Raw genomic sequence first — 21322 nt, forward strand, 5'->3', positions numbered from 1 at the left:
AAGCTCCTCGGTTTAAGCGTCGGGCGGCGTATGACGCGCCGCGTGCCGTTCGGCCTGGGGATGCAATAGCACATAGAACGACGGGATGAACAGCACGAGGCCAATCTGCGGGTACAGATTATTGGCCGCACCGAGCGCGGCAAACGTACCGGCTGTACCGGGCAAGGCCCGCGGCACGGCGAGCACCACCGCCACCGGCAGCAGCCAGCTTGGGTATTAGGTGGCCAGCACGCTCAGCACCGGATCGTTGAACGCGGTCCACCAGGCCGCTTGAGTTGGGGCGTCAAAGGTCCTACGATCCCGCCGATGCTCGCGCGGCTCAGTGCGCTGCCCCGCGTTCCTGCATGAATGCCGCGATCTGCGGCAAGGTGATGTAGCCCGCTTTCTGCGTGTCGATCTCATCGAAATGCTTGGCGACCATCGGCATGCCCGCGGCGGCTTGCTCTTTAGTGAGCTTGCCGTCGTGCGTGGTGTTGGCATTCGCAAAGCGCGATTGCAGCTGCTGCGCCATGCGCTCCATGCGCTGGGGATTGGCGCCCTGCGGTGCGGCCGTTTGGGCGAACGTGACGGTGGATGCGCAGCACAGCAGCACAACGGCGAGAAATTTTTTCATGACTGACTCCTTCGATTGAGCCATCGTGCGTCGCCTGCAAACCGCCGCGATCCGTTCGATGACAGGCCGAATTCTTGAGGAAGCACCGGCGCAAGGCAATTTCAGAATCATGTCGCCGTATGTCATGGTTTTCGTAGCGCCGACGCGGCAGGCATGTGCGCCGGCGCCGCAACACAACATGCGCTTCATACACCTGCACGCTTATCTCCTGCCCCACTTTCGCGCGACATTGAATGAAATAAGTTCGCGCTGCCGTTTCGAACGCGGTTTGCGTATCTTTCGTCTGCCGGCGCAACAAGTAGCTCAAGCAGCTCAAGCGCCTCAAACGCCTCAACGGTTCGGGCGGACTCTCAAGCAATCCGAACCAGCCGCATTGCCTCTTCACCGGAAGACGCGCCGCGCCGTTCAAAACGTCTCAGGAGCATCAAGTGAGTATTCGCCTCGTCTGCGCCTCTACCTTCACCGCCATCGGTCTCGCCTGGTCGTCGACGGCGTTCGCCCGGGTGGTCGTCTATATGCCCGCTGCCGTGGTCTACGCGCCGCCGCCACGCCCCGTCTATTACTACGCGCCGGTCAGGCCGGTCTATGTGGTGGCGCCCCCGCCGGCTCCCGTTGCCGTTGCTGTCGCGGTTGGCACGCCCGTGCCGCTGCCGACAAAACCTGTCACCGCGTACACGACGGTCGTGGTGCCCGAGCCGACCAGCTACGCGATCGTGCCCGCTCCTGCCGTCAGCTACGCGCAGCCCGTCATGGCGGTGCCGCGTTAAATGTTAAATGTGCCGAATGCAAGTCCCGACAGGCCATCCCCGTGCCGCGCGATAACACCTTGTTCTGCCTGCGCAGCGCACTGAGTTGCGCAATGAACTGGACCATCGGCGCGCTGGTGTCGAAGGGGCATTTGAAATCTGGATGCCGACTCACCCTCGCGGAGTGCGGGCACGGCACTTGCTGGAACCTTCACCAACGCCAGGCGCATCCATTGGTTAGACATATCTGTCCAACTGGCGGCATCCCGCCTGCATGGTTCATCGTCCATCCACTTCATTTTCGGGAATTTAGATGAGCTATCAAGATATAGACAAAGAGATTGCCCATCTCGAACACGTATTCAAGCTGATCTCCGCCAACGATCGCATTCCGCTGTCGTATTGGCGCAATCGGCTGGGCACGCTTCCTAAAACATCGCTGATGCCGATCCAGCGCGCACGCCTCGCGCGGCTTGATGCCGCGCTGCGCTCACTCGAGCAGTCCGCGCAAACGCCGGCGGCCATGCCGCGCATGCGTTCGACGGGCACCTGGCCATGACGCTGGCGGTGACGGTGACGGTGACGGTGACGGTGACGGCGAAGAGCGAAGACGCGATTGACCGCCAGCGCACCACCGGCGATCGACGGCAATCGCTGAGCGGGCGCGGATGACACGCGGCGTCAAGGCCGCCGCCGCGTGTTGCGCCCGATTCATCAGAAAATCAGGATTCGCGCGGCAAGCGCCAGCGTGAGGGCCGGCAGCATCACCACTCCGCCTACTTTCAAAAATTTCATGAAGCTCACGTCTTCGCCTTCACGGCGAATTGCGTTGAGCCAGAGGATCGTTGCGAGCGAGCCGGTGATCGACAGGTTCGGCCCCAGATCGACGCCAATCAGAAACGCATCGATCACGCGCTCCGGACTATGCGCCTGCGTCACGGTCGAACTCGCGATCAGACCCGCCGGCAGGTTATTCATCAGATTGCTGCCGATCGCGATGATGCTGCCCGCCCAGCCGGCCGTCGCGAGCTCGCTGCGTTGTGTCGCGTCTTGCAGCAGATTGACGAATGTCTTGATGACGCCGGTGTGATCGAGCATTTCGACCAGCACGAACAAGGCTGCGACCAACGGCAGCACGCTCCATGATATTTCCTGGATCATCGGCAACGGCGATTTGCGCTCCTGAATCAGCACGACCGCGGCGGTCAGCGTGCCGAGTATCGCGGTGGGCAGGCCAAGCGGGACATCGAAGGCGGAAACCGTCAGCAACACAACGGCCGTCACCGCGATACCCGCAAGCGCAACGCGCCCGCTCGACGACAACTCGAGCGGCTCGAGATCGGCCTCGCAGGTGCCGGCGAGCGCCTCGCGCTGGGTCCACCGCAGCAGCACATAGGTCGCAGCGATCGACAGCAGCGAAGGCAGCGTGAAGCGCATCAGCCAGGCGCCGAGCGCGGGCGTGTGATTGCCGTACAGCACGATGTTGGCCGGGTTCGAGATCGGCAGCACGAAGCTCGCAGCGTTCGCAATGAACGCGCAGACGAAGAGCAAGGGCAGTGGATGGGTCTTCGCTTTTTTAGCGGCGGCAAATACGGCCGGCGTGAGAACGACCGCGGTGGCGTCATTGGAAAGGAAGGCGGTGATGACCACGCCGACCAGATAGACCAGCAGAAAGAGCCTCCTCGGCGAGCCTTTGGCGTGGTTGACCGCGAATACAGCGACCCAGTCGAACAGACCCTCGCGACGCCCGACTTCCGAGAGCAGCATCATGCCGCACAGGAAGAGGTAGACGTCCGTGCCTTTGCCGACTGCCTCGATTGCCAGATCGACGGGAAGCAGCTTCAACGACACAAGTAATAACGCGCCGGCGACGGCCCACACCGCCTCGGGCCATTTGAACGGACGGGTGATGACGCCGGCCGTGGCGGCCATGGCGATACCCCAAGACAGGAAGACGGAATTCACCAAGCAGGTCCCTGGATTCTGATGGCGCGCGAGCGCGGTAGTGAAGTTTGCAGCATAACCCATGACCGAAATGCCGCCGGGGAGTGGGGCGCCTCGTGTGCCATCCCATTCAGGCCGCCGCGCACGTTCACTCCATCCACATTAACGTCACTGCTAGAACAATCTGTTCTCTTCTCCCCGGCTAGTCGGCTCCTATTGACATCTCTACTATCCGCATTCACACGCGACACACCGCACGCGGCCAGCACCACGAATAGCGAGCATGAACCCATGAAACCCCGTCCTTCAGATATCGAGCATTACAGCGGCCCGGCCGTCGCCCTGCACTGGCTCATCGCGTTACTGATCATCTGCGGGTTTTATATCGGCTGGATCATGACCGATATCCATGGCTTCACGCCGACCAAGCTGAAGTACTTCTCGTGGCACAAGTGGATCGGCGTGACCGTCTTCGTGCTGGCCGTGGCACGCGTGCTGTGGCGCGCCACTCACCGCGCGCCGGCGCTCGATAGCGCTACGCCCACGTGGCAGAAGGCTGCCGCCCATCTCGTGCATGGCGCGCTCTATGTTCTGATGCTGGCGATTCCGCTGTCCGGCTACTTCTATAGCTCGGCCTCGGGCATTCAGGTGGTGTACCTCGGCATCGTGCCGCTGCCCACCCTCATCGGCCCTGACCAGGCGCTCAAGGCAGGCCTGCGCACGGTCCACGTGCTGCTCAATTACACGTTGCTGGCACTCGTGGCCATGCACGTACTCGCGGCGCTCAAGCATCAATTCGTCGACCGCGACGGATTACTCGCACGGATGATTCCGTTCCTCAAATAACATACGAATGACCGGCGAGTAGCCGGCAATTAGCTACAGCCTGTTGGCAATCTAATTCCCATCGGCGTGCAATTTGCGCGCCTGGATTCGATAGGATGCGTACCACTATGAAATCAAATTTTTATCACGCCGTTCTGGCCGGCGTCGCCGCCGTCTCTTTCTTCGGTGCAGGTCTCGCGCACGCCGATGTCGACACGGGCAAAAGCAGCGTTATTGCAACGACGAAGCAGATGAATGTGCCGGTGGACGGCAAATTCAAGAAGTTTTCGGCGCAGCTGAATTTCGATCCGGCCAAGCCGGCCGCCGGCAACGCCAATGTGTCGATCGACACCGGCAGCTACGACCTCGGCGCGGACGACTACAACAAGCAGGCCCAGGGCAAGGAATGGTTCGATAGCGCGGCCTATCCGGCCGCGACGTTCGTCTCGAGCGCGATCGCGCCGGCGGGCGGCAACCAGTACAAGGTCACCGGCAAGCTCACCATCAAAGGTAAATCGCAGATCGTCGTCGTGCCGGTCACCATCGCCAGCCTGGGCAACACGCAAACCTTCGACGGCGCATTGCCGATCAAACGTTCGCAGTTCGATGTCGGTACGGGCGAATGGAAAGACACGTCGGTTGTCGCCGACGAAGTCGTCATCAAATTTCATATTGTCGCTTCGAAGAAATAACTGGACACAGCGAAGCGTCGCATCCCTTTCTGAAACCTGGAGAATCACTTGAAAAAGCAACTTTTGCTCGCCGCAGGCGCGCTGACCGCAGCCATGTCGTTCAACGCAATGGCCGCCGTCGATACGTATCAACTTGACCCGATGCACACCTACCCGAGCTTCGAAACCGACCACTTCGGCGGACTGTCGATCTGGCGCGGCAAGTTCAACAAGAACAGCGGCACCGTGGTGCTGGATCGCGCGGCGAAGACCGGCACGGCGGACGTGACGATCGATCTGAGCTCGGTGGATATCGGTAACGACAAGCTCGACGCGGAACTGGTCAGCGACAAGTTCTTCGACGTCGCCAAGTACCCGACCGCCACCTACAAGGGCACGCAGATCCGCTTCGACGGCGGCAAGCCCGTGGAAGTGATCGGCACGCTGACCTTGCATGGCGTGACCAAGCCGGTCAACCTGAAGATCGTATCGTTCAATTGCGTCATGAACCCGATGATCAAGCGCGAAGTGTGCGGCACCGAGTCGACCGCGACGTTCAATCGCGACGATTTCGGCATCGACTTCGGCAAGACCTATGGCTTCAAGATGCAGACCACGCTGCATATTCAGACGGAAGGCATCAAGCAGTAATAGCCAGCTGCCTGCCGCAGCCTGCTTCAGGCGGGTGCGGCAGGCGGATACGGCAACGGGCAAATCTCGCCCTCACCCGCCGTGCGGCGGCATGCAGGTCATCTCTTCCTCATCGTACAGTCCGTACATCAGCTCCAGCATCGCCCGAATATCCGCCGACTCGTAGAGCATCCGCATGCTCACGATGATGGGCGAAACAAGCTTGGGATCATCCACCGGCCGCGATGGTCGAAGCGGTGCAAGGCTGGCTGCGCGAGTCGGGTGTCGTTCCCGCGGCTTTAAGTGAGCCACGCTGCCGGCGGCTACCACGTGAATCACTACAGTACCCGGTTCAAGGTCCGTGTAGTTCCGCCCGGAACTCGAGACTTCTGTTGAGCAAGCGTTTTATAAACAGAAATGTTCTCTTTCTCACAAATTGTCCTACTATACGATGAGAACAGGCAAGACGCTGGCTTCCTGGCTGCGGCCAATGTGCGGACATAATGTAAGCATTCTTTATTTCTCATAGGCACCCAGGAGAGCGCCGGATGTAGACATGACCGAATAATATTCAACACGCATATAAATAAGGATGTCTAATTTTAATCCGGGAGGTGTTTCCCTTCGCGCATGCTCATTGTTCCATTAACCGTCGAATGGCGCCATACGCCGCTTACTCATGGGATCAGACTGTTTTAATAGACCGTTCGATTTTTCACGTCGGGCCAGTTACTCATTCATTTAGGCTGCCCCTCCCTCTTGTTACAGGAGAAAAAAATGCACACCTTTCTGAAAGCATTTGTTCGTGACGAGCGTGGCGTCAGCGCCATGGAATACGCGGTTCTGGCGGGCATCGTCGTCCTCGCACTCGGGGGCATGGCGGCCGCCTTCAACACCAACGTCAGCACAATGTTTACCAGTTTGTTCACGAGTGTCACGGCATCCCAGAACAAAGCGTAATTCACGCAACCGGGAGGCTCGACGCACCTGCTTTTCGCAGCCTCCACCCAATCTTCATGTTCTCGGGAGCCGTGCTGATTGTGTCGCTACTATCTATCGCCATCCGCCTCGTCGTGTTTTGCGTGCTGCTGTGGCTCGCGGCTTTCGATGTGCGTTGTCGCCGCCTCCCGAGCAGGATGATCCTGATGATCGGCACACTGTTTTTTATCAACGCTGTCGTCATCCGCATGCCCATCGGCGATGTGCTTGCCCATCTGCTGCTGGCGTTTGCCGTTTTGGTGGTCTGCGCCGCCTTGTTCGCGGCGAATGTGCTGGGTGGAGGCGACGCAAAGCTGGCGTCGATTGTCTTCCTGTGGCTTGGACGGAGTCTCGCTTTGCCAGCCCTGACCCTCATCTCGGTCATCGGGCTGGGCATTTCCCTGATCAGTCTTGCCACGCGGCACATGGACCCGAAGCAGAACTCGCCCTCGATGCGCACGCTCGCCATGTTTTCGGGAGCGCGAGGCGTGCCCTATGGTGTAGCGCTTGCACTCGGGGGCGGCTCACTCATCGTGTTGCCTTCCGTGCTGCCCTTGCTTTCGATGCGGTAGGACGGCGTCTCTATGTCCAACATCATCAAAGTGGGTTTGCTTATTGCCTGCGCCACTCTGATCGCCCTGATCGTTCGGGTCGTGGTCGCAAGCGTGGCGCGTGCGCCGACGGCCGTGCCCAGCACCGAAAAGGTCCGTGTCAGTGCCGCCGATCTTCCGCAGGGCCTGCTTCTACGGGACGAGGATCTTACCTGGAAGCCGTTGCCCGTCACCGACACTCCCCCCAATGCCGTTGTCTACGGGGCACCCGGCGCGGTTGAACTCAAGGGGGCGCTTTTGCGTCGCCCGATAACGAACGGGACCCTGGTTGTCGCTGACGACGTCATCCTGCCAAGCGCCCCCGGCTTTCTTGCCGCCACGCTCAAACCTGAGATGCGAGCAGTGTCGGTCGCCGTCGACGACGTATCGGGTAATGCCGGACTGATCCAGCCCGGCGACTACGTGGACCTGTTGCTGACGCAGCAGATGGACCGCCGGACTGATTCGCCAGACCTCGCCGTGTCGAGCGAAACCGTCGTCGAGCATGTTCGGGTGCTTGCGGTCGGCTCGGAAATACAGCGTCCAAAGAGCGGCGATACCCCGGATGTCACCAACCGCGCCCGCACTGTGACGCTTGAGGTCACGCCACGGATGGGCGAAGTCGTTGCCGTCGCCGCGCGCCTCGGCAGCCTGTCGCTCGCCTTGCGCAGCTTCGCGACCGTTTCCCGGGATCCTGCCGCGTCCGTGCCGGCCGACTCACTGCCGCCGCCCGTTTGGGCCGGAGACATTTCACGCGCCGTGCGCGATCTGCCGCGAGCACGAGGCCCTCAGCTCATTGCCACCCGTTCCGGATCGGCCTTACCGCCCACCGTGACGATATACAGAGGTTCCGACAGGAGCGACGCGCCGTCCAGCGTCGCACAGTCAAGCGGTACCGCAGGAAACAACGTACCGCCACTGCCGTCTCTCCCAGCACTGCACTGACGCGCCGAGAGGGCATAGCGTCCACTCGCAAGGATGGAACGCCATGACAACAAAGTTGAGTCCGGGTTTGAGTCCTGGTGGCATCGGTTTGAAGCTCACGGCTTGCGCCGTGATAAGCGGGGCTAGCGCGCTTGCCGTCTACGGCGAGGAGGCGCCTGTTCGCGCGGCCCTGCCGCCGGGACCGGACCCCACCGTGGCTGACAGGCCTCTGCGTTCACAGGGAGCGTTGGCCGTGGACGCCGGCAAGGGCACCCTCGTGCGTCTAGGCGAGAACGCGACCGCTGTGTTCGTCGCCGACCCCACGATCGCGGATGTCCACGTGCCCTCTCCGAAGGTGGTCTTCGTGCTGGGCAAGAAGGCAGGTACAACGACACTGTACGTGCTAGGTGCGGACAACAAGACACTGCTTCAACGGACAGTGGTTGTCGGCCGCGACATGGATTCGCTGCGCAGCGCGATCGCCGCGCGCTTTCCGAACCTGCACGTGAAACTGACAGCCAGTCCCGGTTCGTTGCTGGTTTCAGGCGAGGCGCCGTCGGCCGCCGATGCCGATGCCGTGGTGCAGACGATTTCGCCCTATCTGGCCGACAAGGAAGTGCTCGTCAATCGCATCACAATCGATCGGCCGCTTCAGGTGCAGTTGCGCGTTCGCATCACCGAAGTAGACCGGAACGTCACGGAGCAGTTGGGGATCAACTGGGCATCGGTCGGCTCGACGGTCGGGCAATTCTCCGCAGCTGCTGTCTTCGGCTTCGGTACGGTTCAGAGGGGCCGTGGCACGAGCATTCAGGCAATGGTCGACGCATTGAGCCAGGAGGGCTTGCTGACTGTTCTTGCAGAGCCAAACCTCGTGGCCTTGTCCGGGCAAACGGCCAGCTTTCTCGCAGGCGGCGAATTTCCAATTCCGATAGCGCAGACCAACAACGGCTCGGTTACCGTGGAGTTCAAACAGTTCGGCGTAAAACTCGATTTCACCCCGACGGTGATCAACGAGCACCGCATCAGCCTGAAAGTCCGCCCGGAAGTCAGTCAGATCGACACGACCGCGAGTGTCACCACCAATGGCATCACGGTGCCGGGGTTGAGCGTGCGCCGAGCCGACACCACCGTCGAGCTCGCAAGCGGGCAAAGCTTCGCCATCGGCGGTTTGCTGCAAACCAACACGACCGACATCGTTTCGCAGGTGCCGGGCCTGGGATCGATTCCGATTCTCGGCAAGCTGTTTTCGTCGACCAATTACCTGAACAACAAGACCGAGCTCGTCATCATCGTGACGCCCTATCTCGTCGAACCGACAGATCCAGCCAGGCTTCGTACGCCACTCGATTCACTCATGTCGCCGAGCAGCGATGTCGAGTACAGCTTCAGACATGAGTCCGGCGAGGCTTCTACCCCGTCCGGGCAACCGCGCCTCGTCGGTGCAGCCGGGTATGTCTATTGATATTGAGCGAAACAGCCATGATTTCTGCACGACTAATTGCGCTCATGCTGGTTTGCAGTGTCACGGCCGGCGTCAGCGGATGCTTCAGGGCACCGAGATCGATGCCTGACGCGTCGGTCATCCGGTTCGACGGGCAGCTTGCCGTGCCGCCCGATTGTGCCAGTCTGGCTCGCCCATCGATCCTGACCGACGCCGGCTGGAAGCGCCCTGACATGGCGTGGGGCTGCGCGACTTATACGAACCTCGCGGCACAGCTTGCCTATCCGCAGGACATCGTCAAGCCCGAATCGCTCGGACCGGCCGACGCCGCCGTGGCGGCAAGCGCGGTGCACCGTTATCAGACCGAGCACGTGACACCGCTCGACAAGACGACGACGCGTGATTCCCGTTGATGCGTGTGAAACTCACCTAAGGTCAACATGAGCACAGATTTCAGTTTCCGCAAAGGCACGACAGCGATTCGGGCCGTCGACTTCATTGCGTTCGTAGCGGATCACAACACGGAACAGGTGCTAAAAAACTATGTGCTCGAGCAGGCGATGCCGCACGCGCACGTGGCGATCGGCGGTATAGAAGACGCGATTCTCTACCTCTCGAAGATCGAACGCTCGCCACTATTCCTGCTGGTCGACCTGCATGCCTCGGCGATGCCGCTCTCGGACCTGGGGCGGCTCGCCGAAGTGTGCGAACCATCGGTTCAGGTCGTGGCGCTGGGTGAGCGCAACGACGTCGGGCTCTTTCGCAATTTGCTCAAGCTCGGGGTACGCGACTATCTGGTCAAGCCGCTGACCGTCGAACTGCTCAAGCGGACGGTCAGCGTCGCCGAGGGCAAGATCAATCCCGTCGTGCAGAACCGTGCCGGCAAGACGATTGCACTCGTCGGATCGCGAGGCGGCGTTGGAGTCACGACCATCGGCCTGAATCTCGCCCGCCGTCTGGCCGAAGACACGCATCGCCGGGTCGCTTACGTCGACCTGAATGTGTACGGCGGCGCCGCGAACAGCATGCTTGGCATCCAGAGCAACAACGGCCTGATGGACGTGCTGCAGAACGTGCACCGGCTGGATCCGCAGTATGTGGAACGCACGCTCGTCGCGAAGGGGAGCCGGCTTTTCGTCCTGTCTTCCGAACTGGACTACGGTGCCCCAAGGCCGTTCCAGGCTGGCGCGCTCAAGCGCGTGCTCGAGGTGCTTCACGACAGTTTCCATTATGTGATGCTCGATGTGGGAAACCACGCCGATCCGCTCGCGGGCGAAGCGTTCAACCACGCATCGCGTGTCTACCTCGTTGCCGACCGCTCGGTGCATTCCGCACGCGAGACAGTCCGCCTGCTGCGCTACATCGAGGACCGCGACAACAATCCGGCTGCTTCGCTGCTGCTCAATAGCCCCAATGCCGTGACCGCGGGCAAGGTGCAGCCCGCCGATTTCATGGCGGCCGTCGGACGCACCGTCCTGTATGAAGTGCCGTTCGAAGTGAAGGCCGTATCGATCGCCGAGAATCTCGGCGAGGCGCCCGACGAAAAAGCGGCCAACGGTTTCAATCAGGCGATCAGGCGTATTGGCAGTGATCTCACCGGCCAGCATATGGCCGCCGAGCGCACGTTTCTCCAGAAGCTCGGAATCAGGAGACGCTGATGTTCGGGCAAAAGCAGCCACCCCAGCCAGACGCCCTTGAGACCCAGGCAGATACAGGCGCGAGGCTAATTGCTGTGCCTCCCGTCCGGGCGGACGCAGCGCTCGCGACTTTGCCGGAGCGCCCGGCGTTAGCGGAGGGTAACGAGGCATTGGTCCGCTCGGACCTGTTCAGGATCATCCGCAATGGCGTATTCACCTCGATGAACGCGTCTGCCGCGGTCGGGAAGACGCGCGAGCAGATGAAACCCGGCGTCGAACAGCTCGTCCTGGAGATCGCTGCGCATGAGCGGCTGAATATCACGATTTCGGAGCAGGGCCAGATTGTCAGCGAACTGCTCAACGACATGTTCGGCGTGGGTCCGATCGAGCCGCTTCTCGCGGACGACAGCGTGACCGACGTGCTCGTCAACGGCCCCGATCAGGTCTATGTCGAACGCCATGGCCGGCTGGAACTGACGCCGTACAAGTTCCGCGACAACGCCCACGTCGTCAACGTGGCACAGCGCATCGCGGCCGGCGTGGGCCGCAGGGTGGACGAAAGCAGTCCGATGGTCGATGCGCGCCTTGCCGACGGCAGCCGGGTCAATGTCATCCTGCCACCGCTGGCGATTCACGGCGCCTGTATCGCGATCCGCAAGTTTTCGAAGCGCAATATCACGCTGCATCGGATGGCGCAGCAGGGCAACATGTCGGTGCAGATGAGCAATGTTCTCAAGCTCGCCAGCACGTGCCGCCTCAACATCATCGTGTCGGGCGGCACCGGCTCGGGCAAGACCACCTTGCTGAACGCGCTGTCCCACTTCATCGGCGATCGCGAACGCGTGATTACGATCGAAGATGCAGCCGAACTGCAGCTGCAGCAACCGCATGTCGTCAGCCTCGAAACGCGCCCTGAGAATGCGGAGGGGCTTGGCGGCGTCGCCCAGCGCGATCTGGTGCGCAACGCGCTGCGGATGCGGCCAGACCGGATCATCCTCGGCGAAACGCGGGGGCCGGAGGCGTTCGACGTCCTGCAGGCAATGAACACTGGCCACGACGGCTCGATGACGACGATCCACGCGAACACCCCGCGCGACGCGATCACCCGGCTCGAGAGCATGGTCATGATGGCGAACGGCAATCTGCCGCTCATGTCGATCCGGCGGCAGATTGCGAGTGCGGTCCATCTGCTCGTGCAGATCGAAAGGATGCGCGACGGCGTGCGGCGCGTGACGCGCATCACGGAGTTGGTCGGCATGGAAGGCGACGTCATCATCACCCAGGATCTCTTCACATTCCGGTACGACGCGAGCGCCTACAACGAAGAAGTCAAGGGTGTCTTCGAAACGGCGGCGCTCAGACCTGCTTTTTGCGAGCGTGCCGCCTATTACGGCGTCGAAGACGCGCTGCTGGAGGCCATGGCACCATGACGCCGATCGACCTCGTCACCCTCTCCTCGTTCGCTTGCGCGCTGTTGCTCGGCCTGCTTGTGCTTACCGTTCAGGAGATGCGAAACAACCGGCCCGACGCGCGGATCAGGGCGCGCATGCTTCGATCTTTTCTGGTTCAGGACGGGGGGCTCGCCCCGGCTGCAGGCCGCTTTGACGCGTCCCTCTTCAAGGTGAACCGGCGCGGCAATGCCGTCAGCCGCTGGCTCGCGCCAAAAATCACCCGCATCAGGACGGTCGCCGGTGCGAGCGGCCTTCGTATCGTGATCGGCGCCGCGATCGCTGGTGCGCTCCTCGCGCTGGCAATGACGCGTTTCATGCCGCTTCCCGGCGTCGTCAAACTGTTGATGCCGCCCGCACTTTCCCTCATTGCCGCGGTGCAAGCCTATCGTTTTCTTGTCGCCCGCTTCCGGCGACGCTTCCTGGATGGCTTCGCGGACCTGATCGACATGATCGTGCGAGCGGTGCGCGCGGGCGTGCCTGTCACCCACGTCATCGGTGCGGCTGCCAACGAATGTCCCGAGCCGCTTCGTCACGAATTCCGGTTGATGGGCGACGCGCTGCAGCTTGGGATCGACCTGGAAGAAGTGCTAGCGGTGGCCATGCGTCGAATCGAAGTCACTGACTTCTCGTTCTTTTGCGTGTGCCTGCTTTTGCAGCGTGAGACGGGCGGCCAACTCGGGGAAACGCTCGAAAACCTGGCCGCCATTGTCCGCACACGCGGCGAGATCCGCATGAAAACGAAGGCGCTGACCGCGGAAGCGCGGATCACGACCCGGATTCTAGCCGCCATTCCGGTTGTCATCATGCTTGGCCTGTACGGCCTGAATCGCGCTTACGTCATGGTGCTGTTCGACCGGCCCACCGGGCAGAAGCTGCTGACGTTCGCGTCGATCTCAGTCGTGGTCGGCATCGCTGTGATCAACGGGATGTCCAAACTCAATACCTCACGATGAGCCCAGCCAGCTTCGAGACACTGCTCAACCTTCTGATGCTGCTGGCATGGTTCGGCGTGCTAGCGCTATGGTGGGCCGTGAAGCGCGGCGGCAGGCGCGGCAGGATAGCCGAACGCGCGCGCGAGGCGGCATTCAGCCAGCGCCTGGACAGTGCGCCGGTCGACGTGGATGGCGACGATCCCAGACTGCGCGCGCAGCTGATGCGACGCCTGGCGACGCTGGGGAACAAGCTGCCGCTGTTCGACGCGAAGTATCGCGCAGAACTCGGCAGACAGATGGTCCGCGGCGGTCACCGCGGAAAACTTGCCGTTCCCGTTCTGGTCGCGGTCAAGTTCCTGTTTGGCATTGTGTGTGCGACGCTGGCGGTCATGCTGGGTTCGCACATGCCCGTCGTCGGCCGCTATGCCGCCGCGCGCGCAATCCTGATGGTGTTCGTATTCATGGTCGGGATGATCGTCCCGGAATATGTGCTCGCGTTGCTTGCCGAACGGCGCCGTCGCGCCATGGCGTCCTGTCTGCCCGACGCGCTCGACCTGCTGGTGATCTGCACCAATGCCGGCAACAGCCTGGCGGTGAGCATTCGCCGGGTCGCCAATGAACTGGCTTCCATCTGCCCGCCGCTCTCGGAGGAGTTTTCGCTGACCGCCGACGAGCTGAAATTATCCGGCGACAGCGAGCGTGCGCTGCGCGGGCTTGCCGAGCGGATCGACCTGCCGTCAATTCGCGCGCTGATTTCCGCGCTGACACAGTCAATGCGATATGGCACGCCGATCACTCAGGCGCTGCGAACCTTGTCTCGTACCGAGCGACTGGCCCATATCGTTGGGCTCGAGGAGAAGGCCGCCAAGCTCGCACCGAAAATGGTGCTGCCGATGATGGTGTTCATTCTGCCGGCGGTTGTCGTCATTGCAGCCGGTCCGGCAGTTATTCAAGTTCTGGAGTTCTTCGCCAAACAATGAAAACCATAGAACTGCGAATCGACCTTCGTGTGCTCGCGGCGCACCGACGCGCGGTGCGCCGGGTGGCACGGCTTGTCAGGCTGGCTTGCTGCTGCGCCGGCGCACTTGTCGCGGCGGGCGCCTGCACGACGACATATCGCGTCTCAGAAGCGCATGTGGAGCCCCGCAACCAGATGCCTGACCGCATGGGCGAGCTTCGCATTGCCGGCACGGCACTCGACTCGGGCAACGTGGAGCTGGCCACGACGCTCTACGAAAAGGTCGTGGCCGCCGACCCCCACTCGGTTGCCGGCCTGACTGGCCTCGGCGACACACTCTACGCTGTGGGCGACTTCACTCGATCGGCCGTCTACTACGAGCGGGCACTGCAGAGCGCCCCCAGTGCGACCGCGCCGATGATCGGCACCGCGCGCGTGGCCATTCGTCAGCGGCGCTTTGACGATGCGATCTCGATCTATCGAAAAGTACTGGCCCTGAAGCCTGACGAGCCGCTCGCTTCAGCGGGCCTCGGTGCGGCGCTCGATCTGAAGGGCGATCACATCGCGGCGCAAGCCGTGCTGCGGCAGGCGCTCAAGGCCAGCCCTGGCGATCCGGGCCTGAGCGTCAACCTTGGATTGTCGCTGACGCTGGGGGGCAATCCGCGTGACGGCGCGAATGTATTGCTCGACGTGACGCGCTATCCCGGTGCGCCGCCTCAGGCGCGCCAGGATCTCGCGCTCGCGTACGGCCTGCTCGGCAATCCGGAAGCAGCGGCGGCCATCCTCGGACAGGATCTGCCGAAAGCCTCCGTACAGGACAACCTTCGCTTCTATGAGATTCAACGCGACCGGATGGCAAGGCCGGCGACGCCGGCGTCGACAGGCTCAGGCGCGACGTCGAGCGACACCGCGTCCGGCACGAATCCATCTATGACCGTGCGATGAAACCCGGAATGTCGATGCCCTACCCTAACCGTGCAAGCCGGGTGCCTCGCGCGAGCCGAGGATCGGCGGCAATCGAATTCGCCATTCTGCTGCCGTTTCTGGTCATGATTCTGGTGGGAATCATCGACGTCAATCTGATTTTTTATGACGACGCCGTCATTACGAACGCGGCCCGTGCGGGCGCCAGAGCCGGCATCGTAGTCCAGGTGCCACCGCTGACGACGAGCCAGATCGCCTCCCTCACAGTCTCCTACGCGCAGAACAGCCTGGTCTCTGGCGGGAGCGCAACCTCGCCAACCGTCACGGTGACGCAATCGAACGGAGCGACCTCCGGAAGCACACTTCAGGTCGCGGTTTCGTACACCTATCAGGGTCTGCTGCTCGGCTCGCAGTTTAGTGCCCTGGTTGCCCCCGTCGTTCTGAATGCAACAGCCGTCATGATTTACGAATAGGCCATGACCACCCCGATGCTTCCCGCGCGCCACGCGCCTTGCGTCACACACAACCGGGCCACCAGCAGGCTTGCCCAGCGTCGCCGTCAGGGTGGGACGATAAGCTTTGTGCTGGTTTTTTTTGTATTCATGGCGCTGGCTTTCGCAGCGTTTTCAGTGGATATCGGGCACTACTATCTCGCCCAGGACCAGTTGCAGACCGCGGCGGATGCCGCCGCCCTCGCGGGAGCAAGCGCGCTGTCTTCCGGAACGTCGGCGCCTGGCTGGAGCGCCGCTGTTGCCGCTGCCGCCAGCGCTGTCAAGCTCAATGCTTCGGATCACATAGTTTTGGCTAATGCGACGGTACAGAGCGGTTACTGGAATTTGACCCGGTCTCCCGCCGGCATGCAGTCTTCGACTATCACACCCGGCGCGTACGATAGCCCGGCGGTGCAAGTCACCGTTTCGCGCGCGACAGGATTGAATGGCGGGCAACTGGTATTTTTCTTTGCTCCCCTTTTCGGCGTGTACACCACCGCCGTGACTGCGACTGCGGTGGCGGTGGTTTCGGCGCCGGGCTATGTGGGGCCAGGTGGTTTGTTCCCCGTGGCGCTGGACAAATGCCTTTTCGACCTGTACTGGAATGCCCAGACTGGGGCGCCGGCGATCGATCCGTCGACTGGGCAAGCCTATACATTTCAGATCACCAACGACTCGCTCTACGGCAGCTGCTCGGGCGGACAGTGGACATCATTTGCAACGGATGCGAACGACGTGCCGACGATGCGTGCTCTCATGAGTAGCGGAAATCCGACTGGCTTGAGCATCGGCAATTCCATCTGGCTTGAACCCGGCGCCAAGACGACACTTTACAGTTCGGTTCCAGCCAACGTCGATGTGCTGGTACCGGTTGTGCAGAGCCTGGCGTCGTCGACAGAAACGATTGTCGGTTTCGCCGCTTTCCACATCGATGTTGCAGTCGGCGGCAGCGGTAAATACATCCAGGGCCATCTGATAACGAATCTCAAAGTGACCGGCGGCGCCGGACAGGGTGGCCCTTATTACGGGGCGTATGTTCCGCCGCGTCTCGCGCAGTGACGCAATGTCTTCCACTACCGCAGGCGCCAGCCGCGATGCTCCTGAACCAACGATCCGTTCCGATCCATGAATAAGGCCCTCACACGCGCGCAACTTACGGCGGAAGTCGTTGTGCGAGCGCTTACCGTGCCGCTGCTAGGCCTGTTCGTCGCCATGAGCATTCATCAATACGTGAGAGACCCATCGCGGGTCACGCTGCTGGTTTTCGCGTTTGCAGAGGTGTTGACCGTCGTGCTGGCCGTGTTGGCCCGCGTCCCGCGCGAGCGTGACTGGAATCCGCTCAGCCTCGTCGTGACCGTCTGCGCAACTTTTTACTTTCTCGCGTTCCAGATTACACCCGGCATCAAGCTGGTTCCGGAAGGGCTGGCCGCAGTCATTCAGGTTGCCGGGGTTTCGGTGCAGATCTATGCAAAGTGGTCGCTAGGGCGTTCGTTCGGTCTTTTGCCGGCCAATCGCGGCGTCATCGTGGCCGGACCGTATCGGGTTGTTCGCCATCCGTTGTACCTGGGCTATCTGGTCACGGACATCGGCTTTCTCGTTGCCAACTTCGGCGTTCGCAATGTCGTCGTCCTGGTCGTCCAGTGGACGCTGCAAATCGTACGGATCGTGAGGGAAGAGCAATTGCTCTCGAACGACGCGACTTATCGCGAGTACATGAGCCGCGTGCGCTACCGGTTGGTTCATGGCGTGTTTTAACTCGGTTCGTTGCGGGTTTTCCGAGGCGGCTAAATTTGTCTGCGAGCTGCATCAGGACTGGATTGGATGATGCGGAAGGCCGGCATGCATGAATGGCACTGGCTCTTCCTCGTCGAAGGCTTGCCGACCGTTCAGCTGGGGTTCCTGCTGTATCGCAGGCTTCCGAATGGGCCGGCCCGCGCGTCCTGGCTGAACCACGCCGAGACGTTGTTCTTCTAAAGATCCGCAACTTGCGTAATCATGTCAAAAGGCCGCCCACGAACGTCGCGTTGGCCCGACAAAACGATTGATTGCTAGTGATTTATTAACGCATGCCAGATGATAAGCGCATAGCCCATATCGACATGGACGCATTCTTTGCGTCCTGTGAACTGTCGCAGTATCCCGAATTGCGAGGCCAAGCAATGGTTGTTGCAGGCCGTCGGTCGGATGCTCCGAGAACAATGCCGGACGGCACCCGTGAATTCTCCCGGTTACGCGACTATACGGGCAGAGGCGTCTTAACGACCGCAACCTACGAAGCGCGAGCGCTGGGCGTTCATTCCGGGATGCCAGCGATGAAAGCGGCCCGGTTAGCGCCGAATGCCATTCTCCTTCCGGTAAACTTCGATCTGTATCGAAACTACTCGCGTCTGTTCAAGGATGCAGTTCGGTCAGTTAGTCCGACCATCGAGGATGTCGGAATCGACGAGGTCTACGCCGACGTCTCTCAGCTGGATGACGCATCGGAGAAAGTTGCGCGCAACTTGAAGTCCGCTGTATTCGAAGCGACAAGTCTCACATGCTCGGTCGGAATTGCGCCAAATAAGCTTCTGGCAAAGTTGTGTTCGGACATGCAAAAGCCGGACGGCGTCACTATCCTGAGATTTGAGGATTTGGAGTCCAGGATTTGGCCGATGGCAGCCGGCAAAATCAACGGCATTGGCCCGAAGGCCAGCGCAAAGCTTGAGTCTCTCGGAATAACAACCATCGGCGAGATTGCCGCACGCGACGAGCGATGGCTAGTCGAACACTTTGGACGAAGCTATGGATCGTGGCTCCGCAGGGTCTCTCATGGTCTTGATGATAGGCCAGTGGTGACACACAGCGAGCCTGTCTCGATGAGCCGGGAGACAACATTCGAGCAAGACCTGCACGCCGTGCGGCACAGACAGGAACTAGGTGCCGCATTTACCCGTCTGTGCGAACAGGTGGCGCTAGATCTGCAGCGAAAGGGCTATCTTGCGCGAAAGATCGGCATCAAGCTGCGCTTCAATGACTTCCAGACGATAACGCGTGATGTCACGCTTCTGGAACCTGTTGCGGACGCCAAGGCGTTGCGTAACGCGGCGACTCAGTGCCTGAAACGGGTCGAACTTGTCAAATCCATCAGGCTGTTAGGGGTCAAGGCCAGCAACCTGCAACGCGCGGGGGAAAAAAAGAAAGGCTACGAGTCACCGCAGTTCACGCTGGATTTCTAGCACGTACCCCCTCCTGCCGCGAGATCGCCGCGCGCATCAAGCACCCCGTCAATCAGGCGACCGGCCTCACCTGCTCCATTTGCGTGGCGCCGAACAAGCTGCTGGCGAAAATCGGCTCCGAACTCGACAAGCCCGACGGCCTCACGATCCTGACGCCTGCGGATGTGCCGTTGCGCGTGTGGCCGTTGCCGGTACGCAAGCCGCTGCTTCCGCAGGGACACCGGCCTTCGTGCGCGCCGCCGGCAAGCTGGTTTCCACACTCGACGCCGCAATCGAAAACGCAAACGTGTTGATTCCGTTTGCGCTTTGCGCCGACACCGTGCCGCGATGCATCTCGGCAATCGCCTTCACGATCGCGAGACCCAGCCCGTGGTTTTCACGGCTATTGGTGCGAGACACTTCCGCACGATAGAACCGGTCGAACAAATGTTCGAGCACACTCGGCTCGATCGGCTCGCCCGGGTTGGCCACCGCGACGCGCAACTGATCCGCCGCATTCGAGATCGTCACGGTAATCGCCGCGCCCGGCGCACAGTGCTGGATCGCGTTCATCAGCAGATTCGTGCACGCACGGCCGAACAGGGAGCGGTTCACGCGCGTCACCGCATCGCCGCGCAACTGCGCATGCACGCGCGCTTCTTCGAGCGGAATCTCCAGAAACTCCAGCGTATGCGCGACTTCGGCAGCCAGCGACACTTCGACGAGACCCGTCGCGCGCTCGCCCTGGTCGGCACGGGCGAGGAACAGCATGTCGTTGATGATCGTGCGCATGCGTTCGAACTCTTCGAGATTCGATTGCAGTGTGTGGCGCAAATCGTCGACCGAGCGGTTGCGCGTCAACGCCACTTCGGTCTGGCCGATCAGAATCGTCACCGGCGTACGCAGTTCGTGAGCGACGTCCGCATTGAACGACTCGAGGCGGCCGTATGCGCCGTCCAGACGTTCGAGCGCGCCGTTGAAGGAGTTGGCCAGATCGTTCAATTCGAGCGGCAGCGCGGCCGTATTCAGGCGCTGTGAGCGGTTATTCGGGCTTACCGCGGATGCATCTCTCGTCAGCCGCGTCAACGGCGCAAGACCCAGCCGCGTGACCGAATAACTCAGCAACAGCACGGCGAGACTCCCCAACGCGGACAGCGCGGCGAGCGCCGAGCCGAACACGCGCATCGTGCGGATGTTGGGCAAACAGCTGGCCGCAACCTGCAATTGCACGGGCGGACGGGCGCCGTAAGCGGGTATCGTCACCGTGACGGTCAGCATGTCCGCGCCGCCGCCGACCGGCGAAACCCTCGCGTAGCCGCCCTGCCAACTCGACACCACGGGCCCCTGGACGGGCTTGCCATAGTGAAAATACGGATCGTCGCTCGATACCGAATACACGGTGCTGCCGTCGTGCGGCATCATGTCGGTGAGTTTTTCGCGGGCCATGCGCCATTTCTCCGGCGTCACCGCGTGATAGACGATGATGCGCGCGATCTCGGTGCGATCGTCGAGCGATTCGCGCAGATGGTGTTCGAGTTGCGTACGCAACACCATAAAGAGCCCGGTGCCGACCAGCGTGAATACGAACAGCGCCACAAGCGCGAACATCGCCGCCAGGCGGCGCGCGATAGAACGGTTCATGATTGTTCCGCCTCTTCACGTACTTCGAGCACATAGCCCATGCCGCGCACGGTGTGCAGCAGCTTCGAGGGAAACGGGCCGTCGAGTTTGGCGCGCAGTCGTTTGATCGCGGTTTCCACCACGTTCGTATGGCTGTCGAAGTTGACATCCCACACGAGTTCGGTAATGGCGGTCTTCGAGAGAATGTCGCCCTGGCGGCGCGCCAGCACGCTGAGCAACTGGAATTCCTTGGCGGTCAGATCGAGACGTACGCCGTCGCGGGTGGCGCGCCGGCCGATCAGATCGACGAACAGATCGCCCACGGAAATCAGCGTCGACTCCTGCGAACGCGTGCGGCGCGCCAGTGCATGCAACCGCTCGACCAGTTCGAGAAAGGAAAAGGGTTTGGTGAGGTAGTCGTCGGCGCCTTCGCGCAGACCGCGCACGCGGTCGTTCACATGATCGCGGGCGGTCAGCATGATGACCGGCGTCGACTTGCGCATGCGCAGCGCCTTCAGCACGCTGAAGCCGTCGCGTTTGGGCAGCATGACGTCGAGGACGATCACGTCGTAATCGAATTCGGTAGCGAGATGCATGCCTTCCTCACCGTCGAGCGCGACGTCGACGACCCAGCCCTGCTCTGTCAAACCGGAGCGCAGGTAGTCCACCACCTTATGCTCGTCTTCAACGATCAGCAATTTCATGCGCGTCCCCTTGTCTCTGCATTATACGAAACGCCTCGTTTTGCTCTTT

At 61.4% G+C, this 21322-nt stretch carries 25 protein-coding genes and 2 pseudogenes; 21 read left to right on the forward strand and 6 right to left on the reverse strand.

Features of this window, described 5'->3' with window-relative positions; genetic code table 11:
• Positions 1-12: 12 nt before the first annotated feature.
• On the reverse strand, positions 13-195 hold the full coding sequence (locus P3T22_RS17370; RefSeq protein WP_063498663.1) for a hypothetical protein: 183 nt from the start codon (positions 193-195) through the stop codon (positions 13-15).
• Between the two features lie 124 nt (positions 196-319).
• Positions 320-613, reverse strand: coding sequence for an EF-hand domain-containing protein (locus P3T22_RS17375; RefSeq protein WP_429325582.1), 294 nt, complete (start codon positions 611-613; stop codon positions 320-322).
• Between the two features lie 428 nt (positions 614-1041).
• Here P3T22_RS17375 and P3T22_RS17380 point away from each other — a divergent pair, with 428 nt between their 5' ends.
• On the forward strand, positions 1042-1380 hold the full coding sequence (locus P3T22_RS17380) for a hypothetical protein (protein ID WP_429325583.1): 339 nt from the start codon (positions 1042-1044) through the stop codon (positions 1378-1380).
• A 292-nt stretch (positions 1381-1672) separates the two neighbouring features.
• On the forward strand, positions 1673-1918 hold the full coding sequence (locus P3T22_RS17385; RefSeq protein ID WP_429325584.1) for a hypothetical protein: 246 nt from the start codon (positions 1673-1675) through the stop codon (positions 1916-1918).
• Positions 1919-2073: 155 nt separating this feature from the next.
• Here the strand turns inward: P3T22_RS17385 and P3T22_RS17390 are convergent, their stop codons facing one another.
• Positions 2074-3324, reverse strand: a complete 1251-nt coding sequence (locus tag P3T22_RS17390; protein ID WP_429325585.1) for an arsenic transporter — start codon at positions 3322-3324, stop codon at positions 2074-2076.
• 270 nt (positions 3325-3594) lie between these two features.
• Here P3T22_RS17390 and P3T22_RS17395 point away from each other — a divergent pair, with 270 nt between their 5' ends.
• From P3T22_RS17395 to P3T22_RS17405, 3 genes are all read left to right on the forward strand, one after another.
• A complete protein-coding gene (locus P3T22_RS17395; RefSeq protein ID WP_063498659.1) occupies positions 3595-4149 on the forward strand; it encodes a cytochrome b in 555 nt (184 codons plus the stop codon).
• A gap of 107 nt (positions 4150-4256) precedes the next feature.
• Positions 4257-4820 carry a YceI family protein gene (locus P3T22_RS17400; protein ID WP_429325586.1) on the forward strand — a complete coding sequence of 188 codons (564 nt, stop codon included), beginning with the start codon at positions 4257-4259 and terminating at the stop codon, positions 4818-4820.
• A 48-nt stretch (positions 4821-4868) separates the two neighbouring features.
• Positions 4869-5450 (forward strand): YceI family protein, encoded by a 582-nt coding sequence (locus P3T22_RS17405; RefSeq protein ID WP_429325587.1) that lies wholly within the window; start codon positions 4869-4871, stop codon positions 5448-5450.
• Between the two features lie 72 nt (positions 5451-5522).
• Here the strand turns inward: P3T22_RS17405 and P3T22_RS17410 are convergent.
• Positions 5523-5672: pseudogene (locus P3T22_RS17410) on the reverse strand (LysR family transcriptional regulator); the annotation flags it as partial.
• Positions 5673-6206: 534 nt separating this feature from the next.
• Here P3T22_RS17410 and P3T22_RS17415 point away from each other — a divergent pair.
• From P3T22_RS17415 to P3T22_RS17490, 16 genes and pseudogenes are all read left to right on the forward strand, one after another.
• A complete protein-coding gene (locus tag P3T22_RS17415) occupies positions 6207-6389 on the forward strand; it encodes a Flp family type IVb pilin (RefSeq protein ID WP_429325588.1) in 183 nt (60 codons plus the stop codon).
• A 71-nt stretch (positions 6390-6460) separates the two neighbouring features.
• Positions 6461-6979, forward strand: a complete 519-nt coding sequence (locus tag P3T22_RS17420) for an A24 family peptidase (protein ID WP_429325589.1) — start codon at positions 6461-6463, stop codon at positions 6977-6979.
• Between the two features lie 12 nt (positions 6980-6991).
• The gene (cpaB, locus tag P3T22_RS17425; protein ID WP_429325590.1) at positions 6992-7942 is read left to right on the forward strand and encodes a Flp pilus assembly protein CpaB; all 951 of its coding nucleotides are present in this window, start codon (positions 6992-6994) and stop codon (positions 7940-7942) included.
• A 43-nt stretch (positions 7943-7985) separates the two neighbouring features.
• Positions 7986-9383: a type II and III secretion system protein family protein gene (locus P3T22_RS17430; protein WP_429325591.1), complete on the forward strand. Its 1398-nt coding sequence runs from the start codon at positions 7986-7988 to the stop codon at positions 9381-9383.
• A 101-nt stretch (positions 9384-9484) separates the two neighbouring features.
• Entirely contained in the window at positions 9485-9775 is a 291-nt protein-coding gene (locus tag P3T22_RS17435; RefSeq protein ID WP_429325592.1) for a CpaD family pilus assembly lipoprotein, read from the forward strand.
• 27 nt (positions 9776-9802) lie between these two features.
• Entirely contained in the window at positions 9803-11020 is a 1218-nt protein-coding gene (locus P3T22_RS17440) for an AAA family ATPase (RefSeq protein WP_429325593.1), read from the forward strand.
• Positions 11020-12429 carry a CpaF family protein gene (locus tag P3T22_RS17445; protein ID WP_429325594.1) on the forward strand — a complete coding sequence of 470 codons (1410 nt, stop codon included), beginning with the start codon at positions 11020-11022 and terminating at the stop codon, positions 12427-12429. Before P3T22_RS17440 ends, P3T22_RS17445 begins: the two co-directional genes overlap by 1 nt.
• Positions 12426-13403, forward strand: a complete 978-nt coding sequence (locus tag P3T22_RS17450) for a type II secretion system F family protein (RefSeq protein WP_429325595.1) — start codon at positions 12426-12428, stop codon at positions 13401-13403. The genes P3T22_RS17445 and P3T22_RS17450 overlap by 4 nt, the downstream gene beginning before the upstream one ends.
• Positions 13400-14362, forward strand: coding sequence for a type II secretion system F family protein (locus P3T22_RS17455; RefSeq protein WP_429325596.1), 963 nt, complete (start codon positions 13400-13402; stop codon positions 14360-14362). Before P3T22_RS17450 ends, P3T22_RS17455 begins: the two co-directional genes overlap by 4 nt.
• On the forward strand, positions 14359-15285 hold the full coding sequence (locus P3T22_RS17460; RefSeq protein ID WP_429325597.1) for a tetratricopeptide repeat protein: 927 nt from the start codon (positions 14359-14361) through the stop codon (positions 15283-15285). The genes P3T22_RS17455 and P3T22_RS17460 overlap by 4 nt, the downstream gene beginning before the upstream one ends.
• A gap of 8 nt (positions 15286-15293) precedes the next feature.
• On the forward strand, positions 15294-15737 hold the full coding sequence (locus P3T22_RS17465) for a TadE/TadG family type IV pilus assembly protein (RefSeq protein ID WP_429325598.1): 444 nt from the start codon (positions 15294-15296) through the stop codon (positions 15735-15737).
• 3 nt (positions 15738-15740) lie between these two features.
• On the forward strand, positions 15741-16814 hold the full coding sequence (locus P3T22_RS17470) for a TadG family pilus assembly protein (RefSeq protein ID WP_429325599.1): 1074 nt from the start codon (positions 15741-15743) through the stop codon (positions 16812-16814).
• A 66-nt stretch (positions 16815-16880) separates the two neighbouring features.
• Positions 16881-17510: a methyltransferase family protein gene (locus P3T22_RS17475; RefSeq protein ID WP_429325600.1), complete on the forward strand. Its 630-nt coding sequence runs from the start codon at positions 16881-16883 to the stop codon at positions 17508-17510.
• A gap of 66 nt (positions 17511-17576) precedes the next feature.
• Complete coding sequence (locus P3T22_RS17480) at positions 17577-17729, forward strand: hypothetical protein (RefSeq protein ID WP_429325601.1); 153 nt, start codon at positions 17577-17579, stop codon at positions 17727-17729.
• Between the two features lie 92 nt (positions 17730-17821).
• Positions 17822-18970 (forward strand): DNA polymerase IV, encoded by a 1149-nt coding sequence (gene dinB / locus P3T22_RS17485; protein ID WP_429325602.1) that lies wholly within the window; start codon positions 17822-17824, stop codon positions 18968-18970.
• Positions 18874-19170: pseudogene (locus P3T22_RS17490) on the forward strand (hypothetical protein); the annotation flags it as partial. The gene dinB and the pseudogene P3T22_RS17490, both read left to right, overlap by 97 nt.
• On the opposite strand, the gene P3T22_RS17495 reads toward P3T22_RS17490, so the two are convergent.
• Both P3T22_RS17495 and P3T22_RS17500 read right to left on the reverse strand, forming a co-directional pair.
• Positions 19112-20590 (reverse strand): heavy metal sensor histidine kinase, encoded by a 1479-nt coding sequence (locus P3T22_RS17495; RefSeq protein ID WP_429325603.1) that lies wholly within the window; start codon positions 20588-20590, stop codon positions 19112-19114. The pseudogene P3T22_RS17490 and the gene P3T22_RS17495 overlap by 59 nt on opposite strands.
• Positions 20587-21273 (reverse strand): heavy metal response regulator transcription factor, encoded by a 687-nt coding sequence (locus P3T22_RS17500; protein WP_007176723.1) that lies wholly within the window; start codon positions 21271-21273, stop codon positions 20587-20589. Before P3T22_RS17500 ends, P3T22_RS17495 begins: the two co-directional genes overlap by 4 nt.
• Between the last annotated feature and the right edge of the window lie 49 nt (positions 21274-21322).

The sequence above is a fragment of the Paraburkholderia sp. GAS348 genome (assembly GCF_050434205.1).
Taxonomy (GTDB): Bacteria; Pseudomonadota; Gammaproteobacteria; order Burkholderiales; family Burkholderiaceae; genus Paraburkholderia.

Excerpts from the sequence above, each read along its gene's own strand:
- cpaB (WP_429325590.1), top strand. The coding sequence starts at position 6,992 with ATGTCCAACATCATCAAAGTGGGTTTGCTTATTGCCTGCGCCACTCTG.
- P3T22_RS17465 (WP_429325598.1), top strand. The coding sequence starts at position 15,294 with ATGTCGATGCCCTACCCTAACCGTGCAAGCCGGGTGCCTCGCGCGAGC.
- P3T22_RS17385 (WP_429325584.1), top strand. The coding sequence starts at position 1,673 with ATGAGCTATCAAGATATAGACAAAGAGATTGCCCATCTCGAACACGTA.
- P3T22_RS17375 (WP_429325582.1), bottom strand. The coding sequence starts at position 613 with ATGAAAAAATTTCTCGCCGTTGTGCTGCTGTGCTGCGCATCCACCGTC.
- P3T22_RS17460 (WP_429325597.1), top strand. The coding sequence starts at position 14,359 with ATGAAAACCATAGAACTGCGAATCGACCTTCGTGTGCTCGCGGCGCAC.
- P3T22_RS17450 (WP_429325595.1), top strand. The coding sequence starts at position 12,426 with ATGACGCCGATCGACCTCGTCACCCTCTCCTCGTTCGCTTGCGCGCTG.
- P3T22_RS17435 (WP_429325592.1), top strand. The coding sequence starts at position 9,485 with ATGCCTGACGCGTCGGTCATCCGGTTCGACGGGCAGCTTGCCGTGCCG.
- P3T22_RS17500 (WP_007176723.1), bottom strand. The coding sequence starts at position 21,273 with ATGAAATTGCTGATCGTTGAAGACGAGCATAAGGTGGTGGACTACCTG.
- P3T22_RS17475 (WP_429325600.1), top strand. The coding sequence starts at position 16,881 with ATGAATAAGGCCCTCACACGCGCGCAACTTACGGCGGAAGTCGTTGTG.
- dinB (WP_429325602.1), top strand. The coding sequence starts at position 17,822 with ATGCCAGATGATAAGCGCATAGCCCATATCGACATGGACGCATTCTTT.
- P3T22_RS17495 (WP_429325603.1), bottom strand. The coding sequence starts at position 20,590 with ATGAACCGTTCTATCGCGCGCCGCCTGGCGGCGATGTTCGCGCTTGTG.
- P3T22_RS17440 (WP_429325593.1), top strand. The coding sequence starts at position 9,803 with ATGAGCACAGATTTCAGTTTCCGCAAAGGCACGACAGCGATTCGGGCC.
- P3T22_RS17470 (WP_429325599.1), top strand. The coding sequence starts at position 15,741 with ATGACCACCCCGATGCTTCCCGCGCGCCACGCGCCTTGCGTCACACAC.
- P3T22_RS17480 (WP_429325601.1), top strand. The coding sequence starts at position 17,577 with ATGATGCGGAAGGCCGGCATGCATGAATGGCACTGGCTCTTCCTCGTC.
- P3T22_RS17430 (WP_429325591.1), top strand. The coding sequence starts at position 7,986 with ATGACAACAAAGTTGAGTCCGGGTTTGAGTCCTGGTGGCATCGGTTTG.
- P3T22_RS17455 (WP_429325596.1), top strand. The coding sequence starts at position 13,400 with ATGAGCCCAGCCAGCTTCGAGACACTGCTCAACCTTCTGATGCTGCTG.
- P3T22_RS17415 (WP_429325588.1), top strand. The coding sequence starts at position 6,207 with ATGCACACCTTTCTGAAAGCATTTGTTCGTGACGAGCGTGGCGTCAGC.
- P3T22_RS17395 (WP_063498659.1), top strand. The coding sequence starts at position 3,595 with ATGAAACCCCGTCCTTCAGATATCGAGCATTACAGCGGCCCGGCCGTC.
- P3T22_RS17400 (WP_429325586.1), top strand. The coding sequence starts at position 4,257 with ATGAAATCAAATTTTTATCACGCCGTTCTGGCCGGCGTCGCCGCCGTC.
- P3T22_RS17445 (WP_429325594.1), top strand. The coding sequence starts at position 11,020 with ATGTTCGGGCAAAAGCAGCCACCCCAGCCAGACGCCCTTGAGACCCAG.